This is a genomic window from Pseudovibrio sp. JE062 (assembly GCF_000156235.1).
Classification (GTDB): Bacteria; Pseudomonadota; Alphaproteobacteria; order Rhizobiales; family Stappiaceae; genus Pseudovibrio.
Genome location: NZ_DS996811.1, coordinates 148,578 through 168,862, shown reverse-complemented (window position 1 = coordinate 168,862; position 20,285 = coordinate 148,578). Strand labels below are relative to the sequence as shown.

The following is a 20,285-nucleotide window of genomic DNA, read 5'->3' as shown; positions in this document are numbered from 1 at the left end:
TTCATGAAATTGGGAATACTGGGCGCTTCCGGCTTTGTGGGCCGGGAGCTGTGCAAAGCCGCGCTGGCGCAGGGCCATGACGTGCGCGCCCTCGTCCGCAGTGCGCGCTCTGCCGAGCAGGTGCCGGAAGGTGTTGAGCTGATCTTTGGTGATTACTTCAGTGCTGCAAGTCTGCGGGAACTGGTGGATGGCGTCGATGCAGTGCTCACCACCATCGGCCCACCGGAAACACGGCGTTCACCGCTGAAACCTGCAGACTTTGAAAAAGCCATGCTGCAGCTTTTGGCAGCGATGCAAGAGGCTGGCGTAACCCGCGTGATCCATCTGGCAAGTGCAGGCACGCGATACGGAGAGGAACCACTCACTCTCAGCCGCAAACTGATGCGGTCCATTCTCAGTGTGATCGTGCCGGTGGTGATCCCCGCCAAAGAGGCAGAACTGCGCGTGCTGGCAGAGTCCGGCATCAACTGGACCTCCATTCGCCCACCGTTGATCGCCACCAATGTTAAAGGCCAGCTGCAAACCAGTGAGACGGAGACGCAAGGTTTCCGTGTGGATGTCAGTCAGCTGAGCGCCTTCATGCTGCGGGTGGTTCTGGATGAGCGCTGGTTCAAAACTGCGCCGTTTGTGGGGACGCGGTAGTCGACTCGTCCATCAAACCTTTGCCTGAGAGTGCTCTTCCAACAGCGCTGCTTCCTGCTCAGCTGACAGGCCACACTTCAGCGGAACATCCCGCCGTGTCCGATCCCACGCAAGCAACGGCTTAAGCGTTTCGAAAAGTGGCCGACAGGTCAAACCTGCGGCCTCTGCGCGGGCGGTGTCCACATTCATGAAGTGTGTGTAGTCGGAGGCGGAAGGGATCATGACGGGAAGGTCCGTCCAAGGCTGAATGCCAGCTTCCAGAATGTGTTCCTCGTCCACCCACTTCAGACGGGCAGGGGAGCCGGAGACAGCAATGATCTGCTGAAGCATATCGCTCAGTTGCATCGGGGTGCTGGTCACATTCCAGATCCCACCGCGCTTTTCCTCTGCGCAGGCCAGAGCAAACTCCGCCACATCCCGCACATCAATCATCTGCACATTTCGAGAGGCTGGAGCAGGGGCTGGCACCTCTGGCTTGTCAGCTGTGGCCTGATCTAACCGGCGGACCCACCAGGTCAATCGATCCGAATAATCTCCTGCCCCGACCAGCAGACCTACACGCAGAGACGTCACCCGATCTCCAAGCATGTCCGTTGCTGCAAGCTCGCAAGCGCACTTGAGGCGTCCATAAGAGGCGCCGTAGGAGTTTGCTGAGCTGCGATCCTTCGGTTCCAGATTGCGGGCCAGTGCCAGATCTTCCTCGGTTGGAAGGGGCACCGCATCCTGTTCATTCAGCAGAGGCTTGGTGAAGGTTCCATAGGCGGAGATGGAGGAGATGAACACATAGCGCTGTAGGGTATCTCCCAGCGCTTCAAGCAGATGGCGTACGGTATCCGGCTCAAAGGCGCAGGTGTCGTAAGCCCAGTCGAACTGTTGCTCCTGCAAGATGCTCAGGTCACCATGCCGGTCCGCTGTGATGGCCTTCACGGCAGTTGGCAGGGAGCGGTTGGTGTTGCCGCGCACCAGCACCGATACTTCATGTCCTGCGCTGGTAAGTGTCTCTGTTATCGCACCGCCCAAAAACCCAGTTCCACCGACAACCAAAACCCGCATGATGTTCTCCCCATTCGTACACCCAACCTAGCGGGCTGTATGTGTTTGTCCAGCCACACCTTCAGGTTTCACAACCAGAGCGATGTTGACCGACTGAGGAGGCTCTGATATTAGCCCTCAGCTGCAGCAATTGGTGCGCAGCACAGTATGGAGCGAACCATGTCTTTCCGTGTTTCGCCCTTTAAAGGGCACTGATCCTTCTCAGAGCCAGCGCTAGCGGCCTGTAGGATCTTCTTTCGAGCCAATGCTCGGAAACACTCTCAAGAACTATAGGCCATTTTCATGGGCAATTTACGCTTGGATTGTGCGAGCAGCGCTACAGTTGCGCCTGCGCCAATCCATCGATTTTACGGGACTTCTGCCTGGATCCTTGGGGATGCAGAAGTCCAACTCAACAAACTTGCGCAGCTAGAGGCGGTCCGTCAGATCGCGGCGTTTCCTGATCTTCATCCCGGTCCGGTGGGTGTTGCCATCCTGTCTGACAGGGTGCACCCGCACATGATCGGCAATGACATCGGCTGCGGCATGACTGTGTTCCGCACCTCCTTAAGCGCTCATAAGCTGAAGCCGCAAAAGCTGGCTGACCGTTTGCGCGTGTTGCAGGACTACACGGATCCGGCTGAGGGTCAGGCGCATTTGCGCAGTGCCGGTTTGCCGGATGATCTGGCAGTCACAGCCATTGGCACCATCGGTGGTGGCAACCACTTCTGTGAAGTGCAGGTTCTGGCGGAAACGCCGGATGTAGAGCTTGCTGCCAAAGCTGGTGTTGCCAAAGGTGATGTGCTGCTCTTCGTCCACTCCGGCTCCCGCTCCTTCGGGGCCAGCATCTTTGCGAACTATGCGGAGGTTGGCCCGGAAGGGCTGGCAGCAGAGGATGAGCGCACTGCGGCTTACCTCAAAATGCATGATCTGGCCGTGCGATGGGCAAGCCTGAACCGGCAGATCATTGCACAACGGGCAGCCGCTGCTCTGCGCTGTGATGTGGAGCTGGTGGTCGACAGCAGCCATAACCTCATTGAGCGGTATGGCGATGGCTTCCTGCACCGCAAAGGAGCTGCAAAAGCGGATGTTGACCTTGTTCCGCTGGCTGGTTCTCGCGATGCAAAGAGCTTTCTGCTGAAATCAACCGGCAACAAACCGGAGGCATTGGCATCTCTGGCTCATGGAGCGGGGCGCAAGTACGACCGTGCCTCCATGCATGGCCGGATTGCCAAGCAGAAATCCGTTCGCAATGCCTTGTCACGCACCTCTTATGGAGGCCGCGTGGTCTGTGAGGACAGACAGCTTCTCGTAGAAGAAGCTCCACAAGCCTACAAGAACTCTGAGGATGTTCTTGCGCAGCTGGTTGAGGCAGAGCTGGCCACGTGTGTGGGGGTGATGACACCTGTCGTCACGTTCAAAACCGCACGTGGGGCAGACGAGCGGAGGAGCAAGCGATGACGGAAAAAACAACCGTTCGTCTGCTGTTGTCATCCGGAGACGGGCCTGCGGAATGCAGGCTCGCCCTTTGCCACAGCGTTGCAGCTATGGAGAAAACAGCAAAAAAGCTTGGGCTCTCCTTTGCCAGTGATCCGGAGCGCTCTGACCTTTCCGCAAATGTTGCTTCTGCTGAAGTGACACTTGCGGGTGAGGGAGCCAAGACTTTTGCCAAGGCATGGTGCGGCACGATCAAGTGGACCTGCCAGAGCCCCTTTCGCCCCAACCATAAACGGCAGAACTGGTTCATCGGCGTCTATGAGCTGCCGGTCTCTGCAGCAGAAGCCGGAGAGTTCAACGCAGAAGATCTGCGCTTTGAAACTCTGCGGGCTGGTGGCCCGGGCGGGCAGCACCAGAACAAGACCGAAAGTGCGGTACGGGTCACCCACGTGCCCACAGGTCTTTCTGTTGTGGCGCGTGACGAACGCTCTCAACACCGCAACAAACAGATTGCCCTGCAGCGTTTGCAGGAAAAGCTCTCTGGTCTTTCAGCGGAAGAAGGTGCACGCCTGCGAAAATCTGAACGCTTGCTCCACCACCAACTGGAACGCGGCAATCCGGTACGGTGCTTCAAAGGAGAGCGGTTTAAGGAAGTCTGATCTCAACAATCCGAAAGCGCCTCTTTATGATGGCGCTTTCGGGCTTAGATTCGATGTGGGGGTGAAGAACCAAGATGACTGATATTGTGAATGGCCTGCTGGTGCAGAACGGGCGTGTTCTTATGGGCCTGCGCTCTGCATCGCGAAAAAACTATCCCGGCCTCTGGAGCTTTGTGGGTGGGCACGTTGAAGCCGGAGAAACGCTGGAGCAGGCTCTTATGAGAGAGCTTGGCGAGGAAGTTGGCGTCAAAGCGCAGCGGTTTGTGAAGATCTTCGAGTTTGCTGCCCTTGCTCCAAGTGGTGAGGGCTCAATCACGTTTCACTTGTTCAAGGTCGACCAATGGCAGGGCACGCCTGAGAACCTGGGCGATGAGCACTCTGAGGTGCGATGGGTGGCGTTTGAAGAAGCGATCGGGCTGCCCGGTCTTGCCTTTGCTGAATACCAAAATGTCTTTGAGAAACTGAAAGAAGAAGGAGCGCTTCAATAGCACTCCCGAATGTCAGCTCTGGCTCTCCTGCTGGGCTTCCGGGACAGTGATTTTGCGACCCCACTTGATGTTGGACCAAACCAACTCATGCAGGAAATAGAAGATAAAGCCGAGGATGGAGCTGACAATTGCAATGCTTCCGCCCACGGTGACTGAGCCGGTAAACACAAAGCCGATCAACGTCATAGAGACGAGACCCATGACCTGCCAGGTAACTGATTTTGTAAAAATACGTGAGGCTGAATCCATCTGCGAAATCCGGGTAAGAATGTAAGTCCTGTCTTCGTTGCTACCGGAAAAAATGCGGATTGGACATTTGGTATTTGAGCTGCAATAAATTCATTTTGGTGATTTTATTCTGCAATGGTGATTTTGATGGACAAGCGTGACAGGGCTGTTTTGTTTAAAAACCGTCTGACTGAGGCCATGGCGCAGGCGGATGTGACACGCAGCCAGCTGGCCCGAAATGCCGGTGTGGATCGCTCGACCATCGGCCAGTTGCTGAACAACGAAATCCCGCGCCTGCCCAACAGCCAGTTGCTGGCAGACCTTGCTGCGTCCCTTGGTGTGAGTGCCGACTGGTTGCTGGGACTGACCAACAGACCGGAGCGTCCCGGTGACATCATCGCAGCAGCCATGGCCATGAGCCCGGCTGAGCGCTCTTCTGTCGATGAGCAGATTCTCAACTGGCACAAGGAAGCAACCGGTCTGAAAGTGCGCCATGTGCCCGCTACCCTGCCGGATATCTTAAAAACAGACAGAATGCTGGCCTGGGAGTACGCCTCATTTCGCGGGCTGGATGCGGAAGAAGTGGTTGGGTCCATCCGCGGCCAGCTGGATTGGTTACGCTCACGCCAGTCAGACTATGAAATCTCCATACCGCTGCACGAGATACAGGCCTGCGCCCAGGGCATTGGCTACTATGCGCATCTGGATGAAGACACCCGCCGTGAACAACTACAGTTTGTTGCGGACACCTGCCGCCAGATGTTTCCTCGTCTCCGCTTGTTTCTGTTTGATGCGCACAAGGTGTTCAGCGCCCCCATCACCATCTTCGGTCCCAATCTGGCGGTGATTTATGTGGGCCAGTATTACCTCGCCTTCCGGGAAGCGGAGCGGGTCAGTTCTCTGACCGACCACTTCGATTGGCTTGTTCGCGAGGCCTCCGTAGACGCCAGAGATGTGGCGGATTACGTTGAGACGCTCATTCAGTAGTCTGGCTGTTATGCTGTTCGTTGACTGATCTGCTGCCTTTGCGGTGAGGCCAGATGCAGAACTCCTCCAACACCATCGATCACAGCAAACATCAGCAGGATTGGGTGATGGGAGAGAGCATAGGCCCAAAGCATGGAGGCGGCGAAGAAGAGCCGCAATATGCCTTCATATCTGCCGATGGAAACTGAAAAGTTGCGCCAACGCCAAATCGTCCATCCTGTTCCCAATACACCGAGCATCTGCCCGAACAGCAGTTGAACTGACAGAAAAACAGGCCATGTCTGACCTCCTAGCGCCACATTGAGGCTGCTCAACGTTTCTATGTGGGCACTGTTGATGAAGGGGATGGCAAAAGGTGCCAGTGCCAGAACATCATAGATGCAAAAGAACCTGAATAAGCGTTGGTAACTGCTTTGAGAAAACATGATGCACTCTTTGGAAATTGTGAGGTTGAGCTAAGGAAGCACGGGCGAAGTTGCTCGTGCTCCGGTTAGCGTAGAACCGGTTGATCCGAAATTTCCAGAGGGACAGCTTTATAAATTAGATAAATCTAATATTAAGCTGTGGATTAAGTGACCTCTGTTCTCTTAATTGGTGTTTCCCATAGATCTCCGGGGACATTGCGGTCTCTCAGGCATGAGAAGATCTTGGCGGTGAACAGCAGGCCGAGAGCGAGTTCAAAGGTGCTCAGCGAGATCCAGATGAGCTGAAGCGCCCCTTCCTCGATGCTCCAGTTGTACGCGATCAGGTACGAGGCCGGAACGCTGCCGAACCACATAGTGAGGATACGGGTTTTGAAGACAAACGTGTTCTGATGAAAACTCTGCAACATGCCGCTGGCGATGAAAGACACAGCAAACGCAACCGCATAGTACCAGATGTGCGAAGTGACGGAGACGGAGAGCTCGAAGATATCCTGCCCGTAACTGCCAAGGGAGAACAGTGAGGTGATCTCCCGGTCAAAGCTTTGCAGGATCACCGTGACAATCGCCACATACGAAAACGCGACAAACAGCGAGGCGCTGATGATCTTGGGAATGCGATCATACTGATTGCGGCCAATAGCCTGTGAGGATAGGATTGTCGCCCCATTGGCAATACCAACCACAGGCACGATGCCGATGTAATTGAGGATGACGTTGAAGTTGTTGGCAGCCAGCGCCGTGGTGCCCACAATGGCGACGGCCCAGATGATTGCCGTGTTGCCGATCTCATCCGTGCTGTCATGGGCGCCAAGGGGCATGCCACGCTTGAATAGGGCGAGGACGTCGAGCGCTCGCCGGGATTTGCTGAGCAAGGCCCGGGCTTCTTTCCAGGCCGCAACCCGCAAGGCGCGGGGTGTTTTTCGGAGATAGACAATCAGCACCGCAAGTGAGCCGAGGACTGTGCCAATGGCAGACCCAGCCATGCCCAGCTCCGGAAAGCCATAGGCACCAAACACCAGCAGATAAGTCATGGGCATGGCGACCAGTTGCCCTGCAAGGCTGGCTTTGAAGATGAGGCGGGTGTTGCCGATGGCGCCGAAGTAACAGCTGGCAGCACTATCCAAAATCATGATGGAGCCAAACAGCATGGCCCAGCTGAGGTAGACATTTTCCAGCGCAACCACTTCGTCTGGTCTGCCGCTGAGCTGGGAGATGTTCATCAGCAACGGCAATGTGAGAATGAGGCCCAACACGCACAGAATGGCGACGGCAAACAGCCTGCCTCCCATTTTGTGGGCCGCTTCAATCCCGCTGCGTGCATATGCTTCAGCAATAACCGAGCGGCCAATCTGCGTGACACCAGAGAAGAAAGAGATTGCGGACATGCCCATGAAGACAGCGGGGCCGGAAGCCGTGAGCGTCTGTTCTGAGTAGGCGGCGAGACACAGTCGATCTACAATCATCATCAGAGTCCGGCCAGACATAGCCAGCATTAATGGACCTGAAATGCGCAGAACCCGCGTCAGTTCATGATGAAACAGCGGAAATCTAAGCAATTAGAAAATGTACCTTACGGAAATAAAACTAAAAATCGAAATCAGTATATATAGCTATCAAAGGTTGTAGAGACACTTTTACGCGATGCACATGGCTATACACAGAATGAATGCATGTGTTGCCGAGGCGCCACAAATGGCTTAGGCCGCTACGTTTTTGAGCCTCGCCGGCTAAGCGGGCGAGGCTCAAAAGTCATCATGTAGCAGACTACAAGAACTGATAATCAGGCTTTTGCCGCCTGTTCTTTCTCGTTGATAGGTTCCCCAAAGTAAGCGCGATACATGAACATGACGATGGCGAAGATACCCCAGCCGAAGACCAGGTCTCCCGGTACGCGGGCCCAGACCAATGCGGTCATCACCGGACCGTGGATTGTCTCCGGAGCGCGCGCAAGCCAGTAGCTCTCAGTAAAGCTGATATATGCCTGATAGATGCCCTGCGGGATCAGTGAGAGCGCCAACATCATGGCCAGACCGATGTTGAGCCCCCAGAACGCCTGCTGCAGCCACTTGTCACTCCACCGATTGTCGGGAATGAGTGAGCGCAGGCAGAACAGCATCAAGCCAATGCCCAGTAATCCATAAACCCCGAACATGGCCGCATGACCGTGCGCCGGTGTGGAGTTGAGGCCCTGCATGTAATAGAGCGCCAATGGTGGGTTGATGAAGAAGCCGAGCAAACCGGCGCCAACAAGGTTCCAGAACAGAACAGAAGCGAAGAAGTTGAGCGGCCATTTGTAGTGCTCGATCCACTTGGTGTTCTGCTCTAGTTTATGGGTCTGGTAGGCCTCAAAGCCAATGACCAGCAGTGGCACAACTTCCAGCGCTGAGAATACGGCCCCCAGCGCCAGCACGCCAATCGGTGTGCCGCTCCAATAGAGGTGGTGGAACGTGCCCAGAACACCGCCGGACATGAAGATGATGGTGGCGAAGATCACTGCAACCGCTGCAGTGGAGGCCCGGAGCAGCTTCAGGTTGACGAAGATGAGTGCGATGATGGCTGTCGCGAACACCTCAAAGACACCCTCGACCCACAAATGCACCACCCACCAGCGCCAGTATTCCATAACGCTGATATGCGAGTTCTGCCCCCAGAACAGACCGGCACCGTAGAGCAAGCCGATCGCGGTGGCTGAGAGCAACGTCAAGGCAATGAGGCTGCGGTTGTGGCCGCCTTTTAGGGCCGGATAAAGCGCACGCAGCACAAGTACCAGCCAGAGCAGGAGCCCGATGAAGAGGAAGATCTGCCAGAAACGACCCAGATCAACATACTCATAGCCCTGATGACCGAACCAGAAATTCATGGTGCGGGAGAAGAACTGGTTCACCCCGAGCCACTCACCCGCAAACGAGCCCACCACGATGATGATCAGACAAATCCAGAGGAAGTTGACACCGAGTGTCTGATAGGCGGGATCCTTGCCGGAAAGCAGCGGGGCCATGAACAGGCCTGTGCCCAACCAGGCTGTCGCGATCCAGAACACAGCGAGCTGCGTGTGCCAGGTGCGAGAGATGGAGTAAGGAATGATCTCTGCCAGCGGAATGCCATAAAGATCCTGACCTTCAACAGCATAGTGCGCCGTGAGGATGCCAAGCGCGACCTGCGCGATCATGAGGCCCACAACCACCCAGAAGTATTTGGCTGTCGCCCGCATAGAAGGGGTTATCTTCACATTCGCCAGAGGGTTTTTCGCGGCAGCGCCGCCTTCCGGAATGATCCGCTCGCGCCACAGATCGTATTGGCGGACGTAGTAGAAGCACAGCGCACCAGCACAGCCAAGCAGCAGGAGAATGCTGATGATGGTCCAAATGAACGCAGCACCGCTTGGTTGATTGCCAACCAGTGGTTCATGGGGCCAGTTGCTGGTGTAGGTGATGGTGTCATCTGGACGGTTGGTTACCGAACTCCAGGAGGTCCAGAAGAAGAAGGCGGAGAGTTTTTGGGCTTGTTCGGGAGTGATCAGAATGTTGGGAGGAAAGGCATAATCATCGCGAAGGTTTTGCCCGTCGATGTTGTCGAAGGAGGCAAACAGCCGTGTGAAATGATCTTCCACCTGTTTGACGGCCGTAGCCCGATCATCTGAAATGGTAATGGTCTCATTGGCAGGATTGTAGCGATTGCGCCGCATCTCCTCTTCAATGAGAACCTGAAGGAAAGCTTTTTGCTCATCGCTTGGCGGGGTGTAGCCTGTGCCGACCCGTGCCCGGTGAAAAACATCCCGCAGTGCCAGCGCTTCTCTGTGCAGCCAGTCCGTGGACCAGTCTGGCGCCACGTAGCTGCCATGCCCCCAGATGCTGCCTTGCTGCATACCGCCCAGAGATTGCCAGACGTTCTGGCCTTCTTCGATATCATCTTTCGTGTAAATCACATCGCCGCTGTCTGAGACCACCATATTGGGAATAGGTGGTTTCATGCGGTAGATTTCAGCGCCAAAAAAGAGAAGGACACCAAAGGCGAGGACCATACCTACGCCGAGAAGTATCCAAAGCCGTTTGAGTGAAAAGGTTACATCATAGTCCTTGTCAAACATGGCTTGCTGCTCCTGACCTTCGGGGGAAACACTGGCTTGCGTTTCAAATCAGATTATCAATCTGATTCAGGCCGTGCCTCCCTCAAAGTTAGGAGAGGCGTTCAGGTGGCAGCGGGTAGCATGTCACTTTGACTTTTTTGCGGTTCGTTGGCCAATCGGCTGCGCAGCAGCTCACCTTCGCCCTCAACAATTGGGTAGGCCACGGTGGTCAACAGCGCGTTCAGGTACTTCAGATCGCTGATGGTTTCCAGATGGATGGAGCTGGTGGTCCGACTGGATTTGCGGTTCTGACTCAGGCGACGCAGGTGTGCTTCGCGGCTCTTGTACTCCAGCTCACGCACCAGCACTTTGCGGGAAACAAGATCCCGTGCCAGATCCGGATCGCGGGTGATGAGCACGCGCAGGGAGATCTGCAGGTTTTGCAGCACAGCGGCGTGCAGGTCCTTAATTTCCTTCCAGCCTTCCTGAGAGAATTCCTTGTTCAGGCCGGAGATCTTCTCAGCCAGCACCAGCAGATTACGCTGAATGACGTCACCCATCTGTTCCAGACAGACGCAGTAGTTCATGAGCTCAGTATACTTTTGATAGTCCTCATCGCTCATGGACTGGGTGGTTACATCCGTCAGGTATTCTTTGATAGAACGGTGCAGATCATCGATCTCATCATCCATCTTCATCAGCCGCTTGGCTGTTTGCGCATCATCCCCCCGGAACACCACCATCACGCCGCGCAGCATGGCTTCCACCTTCTCGCTCATATGCAGCATTTCGCGCGTGGCAGCATTGAAGGCAAGGTCAGGCGTTTCCAGCAGCTTACGGTCCAGCAGGCTGAGACGTTCCATGACGGCGTCTTCCTCTGATTGGCCAGCACTATCGGAAATGATGAGCTTGGTTAGTCGAGCCACAAGGCCGATTGTTGGAATGCCGAGCAGGACGACGCCCAGGTTGAAACCACTGTGGAAGTTGGCGATGGCGCGGGCAGGGTCGTCACCCAGCATATCGATGGTGAGCACATCAAAGCGCATAAGAAGCAGGGTGATCAGCACGCCAGCCACACGGAAGATCATGTTGCCAAGTGGAACACGGCGCACTTCTGCACTGTCGCTCATGGTCAACACCAGTGGAATAATGCTGGAGCCGATGTTGGCACCCAGAATGAAGAGCAGTGCGCCTTCCATCGGCAGAACACCGGTGCTTGCCAGTGTCATGATCATCAGCACAACAGCAACAGAAGAGTGCAATAGCCATGTGAGGGCAGCAGCGGTGATGATTGCCACAAACGGATCACCAATCAGCAAGTTTAAGATGACTGGCAGTGAGCCACTTTCGCGCAGAGGTTCAGAAGCCATGCTGATGAAGGACAGTGCGATCAACATCTGGCCCACACCGATAATGATACGGCCTGTCTGGCGCATGGTGCGCGTACTGCCGCGGGAGAACAAAGCGCCACCCACAACGAGACAGACCGGCAGCAGCCAGCTCAGGTCAAGGGAAAGCACCTGCACGACCATCGTGGAGCCCAGATCCGCCCCCAGCATGATGGCGAGGCCTGCGGCCAGTGTGATGGAGCCTTTGCTGATGAACCCGCGGGCAAGAATGGCCGTTGCCGTCGCACTTTGCAAAATGATGGAAACCAGAAAGCCGGTGGTGAAGCTAGTGTAACGGTTTTTGGAGGCCTGCTGCATCCAGCCCTGAAACTTCTGGCCAACCGCGCGCTCAACGCCAGTCCGGATCATTCTGGTTGCCCAAAACAATAGGGAAATACCTGCAGCAAGGTGTAGAAGTATTTCAAAACTGCTCATCACAGCCTCCGGATTCAGCTCTCGCGGTTATTAATAGGAGGCTCACTTAAACGCAGTTGTCGTGGTGTGCGGCAAAGGTCTTTAAGCAGATGTTGTCGGACTATCAGAATATGCGAGATCCCTCGCTTCCCCCGGAAATGACGAGAGGGAAAGCAAGTGATCGCATCGCGCGCCTTGGGAGCTCTTGCGGATTCTTGAAATCGATCCGGCAACTAAAATTAGCCACCTCAATGATTTGATAAATAACTTAAGACAGTTATGTCGATAACTCAATATGTTAAGCTCAATTATGGCGAGAAATTTACGCAATAAGTGCGTTTTTTGAGGCCTTTCGTGATCACTTTGCTATTGGGCAACCAATTCCTTCAGATAAGTCCAACCTATTGAATTTTCTGAATTAATATTAGTTGGCAAAGTAATCGCGAGTCGCTGCTTGAAAATGCGCACGAGGTGCGTTTTCCCCAGCCTCTCACAAAAGCGTAATGTGGCGACTATTTTGCTGAATTTCCTCTATCTGACTCGCTTTTGCCTGAGTTGGAGGAAGACTGCTGCATGTAACGGGTTGGATGATCAGGCCCCCTTGAGAGCAATGTTTCAAACTCAAGAGGTGATCAGTGAGGGTGAAAGGATATCTCCAAGCTTGCGCGGAGATTACCTAGGCGTTTTCTACTGAATCAGGTTAGTAGTTTCTCATAGCAGATCACCTATCAAGTTTTACGGTAACAATTACTTTGAGGCTTCTATGAGTTTTACGCGCACCATAATGCTGGCTTTGCCTGTAGCACTGTTGCTTGGCACTTCTGTGCAGGCGGCGGATGAGCCGACAGAAGAGCAAGTCACGACAATTGCCAAATGCGTTGAAGAAAAGGGCGGTGGTTATCCGGCGATGGCCTGTTTTGGTGAGGTGATGGAACAGTGCATCGGCACCAAGTATCAGAACAGCCACATGATCTACTGCGCCGTGCAGGAGTATGCGGTCTGGGATCAGCGTCTCAACGCGGCCTACTATGAGATTATGGATATTGCGAGCACCAATGTGCAAGCAAGCCTGAAGAGTGCACAGCGCAACTGGATCAAGTTTCGTGATGACACCTGCTCGGCCAATGCGCTGATCTATGAAGGCGGCACTCACGCCCCGCTTACCATGTCGGTTTGCATGGGGGATCAAACAGCGGTGCGCAGCTTACAGCTTGAGCAGTTTCTTGCTGAAGTTGGTCCTCACTGACGAACATGGCCTCTCTCTTTAAAGGGGCCAATATTTAGGAATAGCAGTACAGGCCAATGTGTTTAGGCTGAGCGGATGCTCGTCTCTTAAGGTCTGTGCTGATGAAAAAGGTTCTGATCCATATCGGTGCGCACACAACAGGTTCTACCGCGCTCCAGCAACAGCTATATGCTAAGGATCCGGAGCGTTTTGTAGACCCTGCGCACTTTGAAAACAGCCGCTTCATGAAGCTCTATGAGGATCGCTTGATCAAACCCAAGGCCTCTCAGCTGGCGGAGCTGTTTCAGGAAGCTGTTTACCGGCCTGATATGGAGACCTATCGGCTTTCCTGTGAACGCTTGATGGGCAGGCCCTTTCAGAAAGGTGGCTTTTATCCGCACCTGAAGCGCTACGTGCAACTGGTGGAAGGGTTGCAGCGGGCCGATATCTCCGTGAAGACGCTTGTGGTTCTGCGCGAAAGAACAGACTTCCTGATCTCCTGCTTTTTGCAAAGCCAGACTGGATATGCCTCACGCAACAACTTCCATGAGTTTGCCAATCTGGCTGTGACGGATGCCTTCTCCTGGCAAGCCATCGCGAACCAGTTGGATAAGGCTGACACCACCTTCGTGCCCTGGGAAGCTGCTGAGACCAAAGCCTCTGAGCTGGCAGGGCAGTTCAACCAGTTCTTTGAGTTGAAGTTGCTTGGTGGTGAAGACCTGACAGAGTGCACCGAACAACCTCAATCCGACCCGGGCCTTTCCGTGATCCAGCATCTGGCGAAAATTGAGGATGAAGGTTTACGGGCGCATCTGATGAAATGCGCTGCAGAGTACTGCCGCCAGAGCGACAGGGCTGCGGTGATCTCGGAGGACTTGGAAGGGATTTATCGCAGGCATTTTCTGGAAGGTGATATCGCGTTCGCCAAAGCCAACTATCCCAGTCCTTTCCGCAAAATCTATTCACAGACGAAATCGGTGGCAGAACAGTTCTGGTTTGCGTTCGCTACGGATGATGCTTGATCAGCTTTCAGCGCAGTGTTTGGTGTCACCTACTGCAATTTCCATTGTAACCAGAAAGGCTTGAATAAGCGGGCAAAGCAAGATGCGTGAGCTTGCTTGCGGTGAGTGTGCGTGAAATGAACAGCCTTGGGTGTGGGCGAGCCGCTGATTATCTGTAAGCCAGCCATCATAACGCCAAACTCACGCCGGTTTTACTGTACCGTCAGCAATGGGCTGGCATAGTGTGCAAATCACTCAACTGACAGGAGAATCCTGACACCCTCCGGAATATTGGAGAGGTTAGCGCTATTGCGCAGGTTTCACTGCCGCTTGAAAACAACAATAATAACAGCAGATGGACGCAAACGTCCCGATCAAGATGAGTGAAGAGGCGCCGTGTGACGCAGGTTCAGCTTAAAAACCTCTCAAAAGTGTTCTCCGGAGCACCTGCGGTTGATGCCATCAATCTTGATGTGGCCTGCGGCGAGTTTCTGGTGCTGCTGGGGCCTTCCGGCTGCGGCAAAACCACGAGCCTGCGCATGGTCTGCGGGCTGGAACAACCGACCTCAGGTTCCATCTGGTTCAATGGTCAGGATGTGACTAATCTGCCTGTCCAGAAACGAAAAGTCGGCCTTGTTTCCCAGCGCTTTGGCCTGTTCCCGCATATGACGGTTGAGCAGAACGTGGCGTTTGGGCTGTCCGTGCGCGGTATGTCTGCTGAGGAGCAGATGCGGCAAGTGGGTGAGATGCTGGAGATTGTGCGTCTCTCAGCCTTTGCCAAGCGCTTTCCATCTCAACTGTCTGGTGGGCAGATGCAGCGCGTGGCGATTGCCAGAACGCTGGTGACCAAGCCGGAAGTGCTGTTGCTGGATGAGCCGATGGCGAGCCTTGATACTCTTTTGCGCAGTGAAATGCGCCAGTTCATCCGCGACCTGCATGATGAGTATGGCATGACAACGTTGCTCGTTACTCACGACCAGATCGAAGCCATGGATCTGGCGGACCGGATTGCGGTGATGTTTGATGGCAAGGTTGCGCAGCTTGCAGCGCCCGATGAGATTTATCAGCGCCCTGCAAATGAGCAGACCGCCCGTTTTATGGGGCATTCCAACATCTTTGAGTGTACGCGTACTTCAGAAAGTCATATCGACAGCCCGTTTGGTCAGCTTAGTTTGGGGGAAGCATCTGCCTGGGGTGGAATGCAGCCCTCCAAGGCTATGTTGCGGTTTGAGAGTATTCAGATTGGAGAGTGCCGCGAAGCACCGCAGAATAATGCGTTTTCCGGTACAATCACACGAGCAGAATTTCTTGGCGCGATGATGCGCTACACGCTTCAGGTGGGAGAGGGATCTCTGACTGTTGAAGAAGCATCTACAATCAAAAGAAAAACAGGCGATGCGGTTACTGTGACACTACCGCCAGAACAAATTTGGCTGCTGCAATAAGCGGCTGAAGAACCGGTTGGGGGCAATTTATGCAAAGAACAAAATCACTCACCAGACAGATGCTTCTTGCAAGCACGCTCGCTGTTGTCAGCTGGAGCGGCGTTGCGCAGGCAGAGAACGCACCGGGCATGTTCCGCAGTGAGTTCCTGAAAGGCAATCTGGGGTGGGAAGATGTGACCGCCAAAGCCCGTGAGGAAGGCACCGTCAATCTCTACTACTGGGGCGGCTCTGACATCATCAACCTGTGGGTGGATCAGGTGGCAACCCCTGCACTGGCTGCAGAAGGCGTGCGCCTCAACCCGGTTCGCATCACAGCCACCAAGGACACCGTGGACGTGGTGATCGCTGAACTGGCCGCTGGTCGCGGTGAAGAGCAGGGCAGTGTGGATCTGGTATGGGTCAACGGCGAGAATTTTTACTCTCTGAAGCAGCAGAATGCGCTGTGGGGAGCTTTTGCCAATCGCCTTCCAAACTCTGTGAACTTTGAGTGGGATGAGAACGATCCGCGTTCTCTCCTCAACCTGCGTGACTTTGGCGTAGAGACTGGTTTTCAGGAAATGCCATGGTCTGGTGAGCAGTATGTGTGTTCTGTCAACCGCGCTCATGTTTCCGCAGAAAACACTCCGGCGACCTTTGCGCAGCTGAAGGCCTATCTGGAAGCCAACCCAGGCAAGTTCACCTATGTGAAGCCACCGCATTACCTTGGCAACACTTTCGTGCAGTCCGTGCTTTATGCGCACAACCCGGATGGAACTGGCGCAGAGCCGTACCAGAAGAGCTTTGAGGAGCTGGGCGGCGCAGAACTGGCACGCCTGATGGAACCGGGCATTGAGTATCTGAAGAGCATCGAACCGCTGTTGCTTGGTGGTGCCTCTGGCAAGCCACGCTACCCGGAAAACTCTGGTGAACTGGACAATCTGTTCCTCAATTCTGAGGTTCACTTCAATTGTAAATTCGGTGTGTTCGGCAACCATAACGGCCTGATCACCGGTGCCTATCCAGAGCAGGCGGAAGAGATGATCTTCCCGGCTGGCAACATGATCAAGAATAAGAACTACCTTGCCGTACCACTCAACAGCCCGCATCCGGCGGCCGCTCTTGTGGCGATCAACTACTTCTCTTCAGCGGAAGCTCAGGCTTCCAAACTGAAGACAGCAGGTATGCCGGTTGGTCTGGATCTGTGGCGTTTGAGCGAGGAAGAGTCTGCTGAAATCGCAGCTTCCGCACCGCCTCACTACGGCGTCACGCAGCAGCAGCTGGACGACAACATTGCACCAGACACCAACGCAAGCCTTGTTGATGTGATCGAGGCCACCTGGCTGGCAGTGATCGAGCGCAAGGAAGACAAGCCACTGGCCGACATCGTGGCGCAGGTTTCTGGTGAACTGAACAACTAATAGTCTTGCGGATGGCGGGCTGCTGCCATCCACTCCTTTATGAAACGATTGATGATGCCCAAGGCGCTTTCAGCTCACTCCAACACTTCTGCCTCTCCTGCATTTATGCAGAACCTGCGGGACATTGCAGAAATTACGCCACTGCTCGTGGTTTTACTGGGGCTGTTTGGAGGCGCCGTTGTACTGGGTGTTCTGCAAAGCTTTGGCTATGCGCCGTGGTTTGGCATCAATGAGTTTCCAACCGCTGAGTATTATGAACGCCTCTGGCTTTCCTCCGATTTCTGGGTCTCTCTCGGGCTGACGCTGTACTACGGTTTCGCGGCAACGCTGATTGGCCTCGTTCTCTCCGTTCCGTTGAGCATTGCGCTTTCCAAAAAGTTCAAAGCGTCCCGCCTGTTTGGAGCTCTTATTCGCCTGCCATTGATGGTGCCTTATACGGTTGGCATCGCACTGGCATTGGTGATGTTGGGCAATGGAGGCCTGCTCTCTCGCATCTCTGCCGGGCTTGGCCTGATTGATGATCCTTCACAGTTTGTGCAGATCCTCAAAACCCATTGGGGCTGCGGGATTATCGCCGTTTATGTCTGGAAGCAGGTGCCATTCATGACACTGACCCTCTCTGCTGTTCTGGCCCGCAAAGGGGAGGATACGGTAGAGGCTGCCATGGTGCTGGGAGCAAGTTCCAGGCAGATTTTCTGGCGCGTCACGCTTCCACAGATCATGCCGGGCATTGTCTCCGCCTCTCTCATCTGCTTCGCCTTCAACATCGGCGCTTTTGAAGCTCCGTTTATTCTGGGCGGTGGCTATCCGGATACGCTGCCGGTTCTGGCGTGGCGATACTTTCAGGATGCAAATTACGCATTCCAGCTGCAAGGCATGGCTGTTGTTGTGTCTCTGGCCTTGGTTTCCGGTGTCTTCCTCGGTGCTTACTTGCTGGGCTACCGCAGATGGGAACGTGCACGGGGGCGTGTGTGATGATTGGTCAGACTTCCAAACTCCGCGATCTTAAGGTGATCAGCCCTTGGCAGCGCCTCCTCGTGCTGACCATGGCAACCTTCACCATCGCGCCATTTGCACCACTGATCATCCAGTCACTGGCCTTCCGTTGGGCGTGGCCGAACATTCTGCCAACAGTGTGGTGGCATGAGCAGCGTGAACGCTCGCCATTTCCGTTGGCATGGGATTATGTGTTTTCGCCAAGCTCCCGCGTTGGGGAGGCAACCCTCAATACACTCGGCATCGGCATTGCGGTGACCCTGCTGTGCCTGCTCATCTGTCTGCCCGCTGCGCGCGTACTGGCGCAGCGCAACTTCCGTGGTAAGAGCCAACTGGAGTTTTTGATCGCTCTGCCGCTTCTTCTGCCAGAAGCTGCCATTGGTATTGCTTTGCTGATGATCTTCATCGCGCTGGGTCTTGCAGGTACGTATGCGGGTGTGATTGTGGTCCATCTGATCCCAACCATTCCCTACATGGTGCGGATGCTCACAGCTGTCTATCAGGGCCATGGAACGGACGCGGAAGACCATGCCCGCGTTCTTGGCGCCAATCGCAGGCAGATCTTCTTCCGTGTCACGCTGCCCATGATCCTGCCGGGTGTCATTGCAGGCTGCCTGTTCACCTTCCTGGTCTCAACCAACCTGTTTTTGCTGACGTTCTTCATCGGTCAGGGTCAGATCATCACCCTGCCAACACTGCTGTTTGCCAAAATTTCCGGTGGCGCACTGGACGCAACTGGCGCAGGCATCGCCTTGATCGCCTCTATCCCCGGCATCATCCTGCTGATCTTCACAGACCGCTTTATCCGGAACTATCCGCTGGCGGAGTAATACCCTGAAAAATTAGGGACTTTAAAAACAGAAGTCTGTCTTGTTCAACACACCTAAAGGGAGCGCCGTTGGTTAGAGTCCGGCATCGGAAGAACTTTAGGCATTAGATATGACAGACATTTCAGTTGGCGGTGTTTCTACGCACCATGCCCCACTTGAAGTGAATGCACCGGCAGCTCAACAGGCGGCAGAGCTGGACGGTCATACAGTTTCAAAATCACTTGGAACGCGGATTAGTGAGGGCTGGAATAATTTCACCAGCAAAATATCCGGATTTTTTGACAGTGTTTCCAGCAAGTACAACGATTGGAAGCAAGCTCGGGCCGATGCGGTCATTGAGCGTCAGCAGAATGCAGCAAAGGGCGCTGCTTCTGAAATTATAGGCAGCTTGAAAGACGGTAGGTTGGTGGAGGCTTATCAGAGCTTTACGCAGCTGCACAGCGTGGCAGAAAACCTGCAGCCAGAAAACCCACGTGCGTTCGTTTCTGAAAAACTGCAGGAAGCCGCCTCTCAGCTTTCAACGCAAGACCGTGAAGCAATCCGCCTTCACGACTTCAAAGAGGATGGCGAACGCCTTGTTCGTGACCATTCTGCGCATGCAGTGCGTTCGCTGCATATTTCAGAAGGGCTGGTGAAATCCGGCCTGATGTCCGTCAGTGACCTCAGTGCGGAAATCAACTTTATCGAAGACGTCAAAAGCGAAATTCCTACTGCGTTGAAGCTGGTTAAGAATGAGCTGAAAGGTCAGGCGCTTGCGGACGTTCGAAGCGTATCCCAAGGGCTTTTCCCGGTTGCTGATGATGGCACGGTGAACACAACGCGCAACGACGTCCAGATTTTCCGGGGTGATCACAATGAGACACCCGGAGAAGTACTCAAGCATACTGGCGAGAACTATCTGACAAAAGGTAGTTTTGAGAATGTTGGTGGTGTAGATGTCTCCACCAAAGCGGTGGCTGATTGGCCGCGTTCAAACATCAACTTTGTAGATGGTGACCGCACGCACAATACAACCAATACCGGAGGGCCGGATGAGGCACCTGCAAAGGTCGCTGAATCTGTTGCGTTTGCCCGGGAGTTTACCGGTTCTGATGAGGCCACAAAGGTTCTTTCCAGTGTCGTGCACCAGTATGGTTGGCGAGACCTGTCCTCCAAGATGGTGAATGATGATGGTCAGGTTGTTCGCCTTACATTAGCACCTAAAGAGTATGCCTTTGCGAATGTGCACGGCTCTGACGGTGTGAGGCAGGTTGAAAATCCTGGTAAACAGGTTGGTGGCGCGGAGTATACGGTCACCAAGACGGAAAGTGGTGACTTCAAAGTTGCGATTGATTGGGAGCTGCTGGCCGTTGGGATCAAGGATGAAAACGGGAACACCGTTTTGTTTGACCCGCGCAATCCAATCCATGCTGCGAACACTGATGAAGAGAAAGCAAGCGGCATTTCGAGCGCGCTCTCCATTCAGTTAGATGGTGAGATTCTCATCTCTGGTGAAGCAGCCGCGCGCGGTGAACTCGAGCTGTTGGACAGCTCGTTTGAGCATACCTTCACCGGGAAGTTAACTCTTTAAACTCACGATAACACGAGAGGAAAAGCAGTGCAGACTGCTTGGGCACCCTCTCGAG

At 54.4% G+C, this 20,285-nt stretch carries 18 protein-coding genes; 12 read left to right on the top strand and 6 right to left on the bottom strand.

Translation table 11 applies throughout. From position 1 onward, the window contains the following. Positions 1-3: 3 nt before the first annotated feature. The gene (locus PJE062_RS17650) at positions 4-642 is read left to right on the top strand and encodes an NAD(P)-dependent oxidoreductase (RefSeq protein WP_008550814.1); all 639 of its coding nucleotides are present in this window, start codon (positions 4-6) and stop codon (positions 640-642) included. A gap of 12 nt (positions 643-654) precedes the next feature. Here PJE062_RS17650 and PJE062_RS17645 read toward each other — a convergent pair whose 3' ends face one another. Further along, entirely contained in the window at positions 655-1,695 is a 1,041-nt protein-coding gene (locus tag PJE062_RS17645; RefSeq protein ID WP_008550978.1) for an NAD-dependent epimerase/dehydratase family protein, read from the bottom strand. 282 nt (positions 1,696-1,977) lie between these two features. Between PJE062_RS17645 and PJE062_RS17640 the strand changes: the two genes are divergently transcribed. The 3 genes from PJE062_RS17640 to PJE062_RS17630 all read left to right on the top strand — a co-directional run bounded on the left by PJE062_RS17640 (position 1,978) and on the right by PJE062_RS17630 (position 4,258). Next, positions 1,978-3,135 carry an RNA ligase RtcB family protein gene (locus PJE062_RS17640; protein ID WP_050773945.1) on the top strand — a complete coding sequence of 386 codons (1,158 nt, stop codon included), beginning with the start codon at positions 1,978-1,980 and terminating at the stop codon, positions 3,133-3,135. After that, entirely contained in the window at positions 3,132-3,770 is a 639-nt protein-coding gene (prfH, locus tag PJE062_RS17635; protein ID WP_008550776.1) for a peptide chain release factor H, read from the top strand. The genes PJE062_RS17640 and prfH overlap by 4 nt, the downstream gene beginning before the upstream one ends. A gap of 74 nt (positions 3,771-3,844) precedes the next feature. Continuing rightward, positions 3,845-4,258, top strand: a complete 414-nt coding sequence (locus tag PJE062_RS17630) for an NUDIX domain-containing protein (RefSeq protein WP_008550977.1) — start codon at positions 3,845-3,847, stop codon at positions 4,256-4,258. Between the two features lie 12 nt (positions 4,259-4,270). On the opposite strand, the gene PJE062_RS17625 is transcribed toward PJE062_RS17630, so the two are convergent. Beyond that, positions 4,271-4,507: a DUF2061 domain-containing protein gene (locus PJE062_RS17625; RefSeq protein WP_037037542.1), complete on the bottom strand. Its 237-nt coding sequence runs from the start codon at positions 4,505-4,507 to the stop codon at positions 4,271-4,273. 126 nt (positions 4,508-4,633) lie between these two features. Here PJE062_RS17625 and PJE062_RS17620 point away from each other — a divergent pair, with 126 nt between their 5' ends. Next, the gene (locus PJE062_RS17620; protein WP_050773951.1) at positions 4,634-5,473 is read left to right on the top strand and encodes a helix-turn-helix domain-containing protein; all 840 of its coding nucleotides are present in this window, start codon (positions 4,634-4,636) and stop codon (positions 5,471-5,473) included. 8 nt (positions 5,474-5,481) lie between these two features. Here PJE062_RS17620 and PJE062_RS17615 read toward each other — a convergent pair whose 3' ends face one another. From PJE062_RS17615 to PJE062_RS17600, 4 genes are all read right to left on the bottom strand, one after another. Then, positions 5,482-5,898, bottom strand: coding sequence for a hypothetical protein (locus tag PJE062_RS17615; protein ID WP_008550995.1), 417 nt, complete (start codon positions 5,896-5,898; stop codon positions 5,482-5,484). A 143-nt stretch (positions 5,899-6,041) separates the two neighbouring features. Next, positions 6,042-7,391, bottom strand: a complete 1,350-nt coding sequence (locus PJE062_RS17610; protein WP_008551038.1) for an MATE family efflux transporter — start codon at positions 7,389-7,391, stop codon at positions 6,042-6,044. Positions 7,392-7,678: 287 nt separating this feature from the next. After that, positions 7,679-9,985 (bottom strand): nitric-oxide reductase large subunit, encoded by a 2,307-nt coding sequence (locus PJE062_RS17605; protein ID WP_008551014.1) that lies wholly within the window; start codon positions 9,983-9,985, stop codon positions 7,679-7,681. Positions 9,986-10,086: 101 nt separating this feature from the next. Next, positions 10,087-11,787 carry a Na/Pi cotransporter family protein gene (locus PJE062_RS17600; protein WP_008551041.1) on the bottom strand — a complete coding sequence of 567 codons (1,701 nt, stop codon included), beginning with the start codon at positions 11,785-11,787 and terminating at the stop codon, positions 10,087-10,089. Positions 11,788-12,529: 742 nt separating this feature from the next. Here PJE062_RS17600 and PJE062_RS17595 point away from each other — a divergent pair. The 7 genes from PJE062_RS17595 (at position 12,530) to PJE062_RS17565 (ending at position 20,230) form a co-directional block, all read left to right on the top strand. After that, positions 12,530-13,012, top strand: coding sequence for a lysozyme inhibitor LprI family protein (locus PJE062_RS17595; protein WP_008551162.1), 483 nt, complete (start codon positions 12,530-12,532; stop codon positions 13,010-13,012). Positions 13,013-13,113: 101 nt separating this feature from the next. Next, a complete protein-coding gene (locus tag PJE062_RS17590; RefSeq protein ID WP_008551106.1) occupies positions 13,114-14,013 on the top strand; it encodes a hypothetical protein in 900 nt (299 codons plus the stop codon). A 377-nt stretch (positions 14,014-14,390) separates the two neighbouring features. Further along, entirely contained in the window at positions 14,391-15,437 is a 1,047-nt protein-coding gene (locus PJE062_RS17585; protein ID WP_008551082.1) for an ABC transporter ATP-binding protein, read from the top strand. A gap of 29 nt (positions 15,438-15,466) precedes the next feature. Further along, positions 15,467-16,834, top strand: coding sequence for an ABC transporter substrate-binding protein (locus tag PJE062_RS17580; protein ID WP_008551176.1), 1,368 nt, complete (start codon positions 15,467-15,469; stop codon positions 16,832-16,834). Positions 16,835-16,885: 51 nt separating this feature from the next. After that, positions 16,886-17,809 carry an ABC transporter permease gene (locus tag PJE062_RS17575; RefSeq protein ID WP_037037537.1) on the top strand — a complete coding sequence of 308 codons (924 nt, stop codon included), beginning with the start codon at positions 16,886-16,888 and terminating at the stop codon, positions 17,807-17,809. Then, positions 17,809-18,660, top strand: coding sequence for an ABC transporter permease (locus tag PJE062_RS17570; RefSeq protein WP_008551028.1), 852 nt, complete (start codon positions 17,809-17,811; stop codon positions 18,658-18,660). Before PJE062_RS17575 ends, PJE062_RS17570 begins: the two co-directional genes overlap by 1 nt. Before the next feature lie 109 nt (positions 18,661-18,769). Beyond that, positions 18,770-20,230: a hypothetical protein gene (locus PJE062_RS17565; protein ID WP_008551065.1), complete on the top strand. Its 1,461-nt coding sequence runs from the start codon at positions 18,770-18,772 to the stop codon at positions 20,228-20,230. Positions 20,231-20,285: the final 55 nt, after the last annotated feature.

Coding starts and splice junctions, on each gene's coding strand:
- PJE062_RS17650 (WP_008550814.1), top strand. CDS start 4: ATGAAATTGGGAATACTGGGCGCTTCCGGCTTTGTGGGCCGGGAGCTG.
- PJE062_RS17645 (WP_008550978.1), bottom strand. CDS start 1,695: ATGCGGGTTTTGGTTGTCGGTGGAACTGGGTTTTTGGGCGGTGCGATA.
- PJE062_RS17640 (WP_050773945.1), top strand. CDS start 1,978: ATGGGCAATTTACGCTTGGATTGTGCGAGCAGCGCTACAGTTGCGCCT.
- prfH (WP_008550776.1), top strand. CDS start 3,132: ATGACGGAAAAAACAACCGTTCGTCTGCTGTTGTCATCCGGAGACGGG.
- PJE062_RS17630 (WP_008550977.1), top strand. CDS start 3,845: ATGACTGATATTGTGAATGGCCTGCTGGTGCAGAACGGGCGTGTTCTT.
- PJE062_RS17625 (WP_037037542.1), bottom strand. CDS start 4,507: ATGGATTCAGCCTCACGTATTTTTACAAAATCAGTTACCTGGCAGGTC.
- PJE062_RS17620 (WP_050773951.1), top strand. CDS start 4,634: ATGGACAAGCGTGACAGGGCTGTTTTGTTTAAAAACCGTCTGACTGAG.
- PJE062_RS17615 (WP_008550995.1), bottom strand. CDS start 5,898: ATGTTTTCTCAAAGCAGTTACCAACGCTTATTCAGGTTCTTTTGCATC.
- PJE062_RS17610 (WP_008551038.1), bottom strand. CDS start 7,391: ATGCTGGCTATGTCTGGCCGGACTCTGATGATGATTGTAGATCGACTG.
- PJE062_RS17605 (WP_008551014.1), bottom strand. CDS start 9,985: ATGTTTGACAAGGACTATGATGTAACCTTTTCACTCAAACGGCTTTGG.
- PJE062_RS17600 (WP_008551041.1), bottom strand. CDS start 11,787: ATGAGCAGTTTTGAAATACTTCTACACCTTGCTGCAGGTATTTCCCTA.
- PJE062_RS17595 (WP_008551162.1), top strand. CDS start 12,530: ATGAGTTTTACGCGCACCATAATGCTGGCTTTGCCTGTAGCACTGTTG.
- PJE062_RS17590 (WP_008551106.1), top strand. CDS start 13,114: ATGAAAAAGGTTCTGATCCATATCGGTGCGCACACAACAGGTTCTACC.
- PJE062_RS17580 (WP_008551176.1), top strand. CDS start 15,467: ATGCAAAGAACAAAATCACTCACCAGACAGATGCTTCTTGCAAGCACG.
- PJE062_RS17575 (WP_037037537.1), top strand. CDS start 16,886: ATGATGCCCAAGGCGCTTTCAGCTCACTCCAACACTTCTGCCTCTCCT.
- PJE062_RS17570 (WP_008551028.1), top strand. CDS start 17,809: ATGATTGGTCAGACTTCCAAACTCCGCGATCTTAAGGTGATCAGCCCT.
- PJE062_RS17565 (WP_008551065.1), top strand. CDS start 18,770: ATGACAGACATTTCAGTTGGCGGTGTTTCTACGCACCATGCCCCACTT.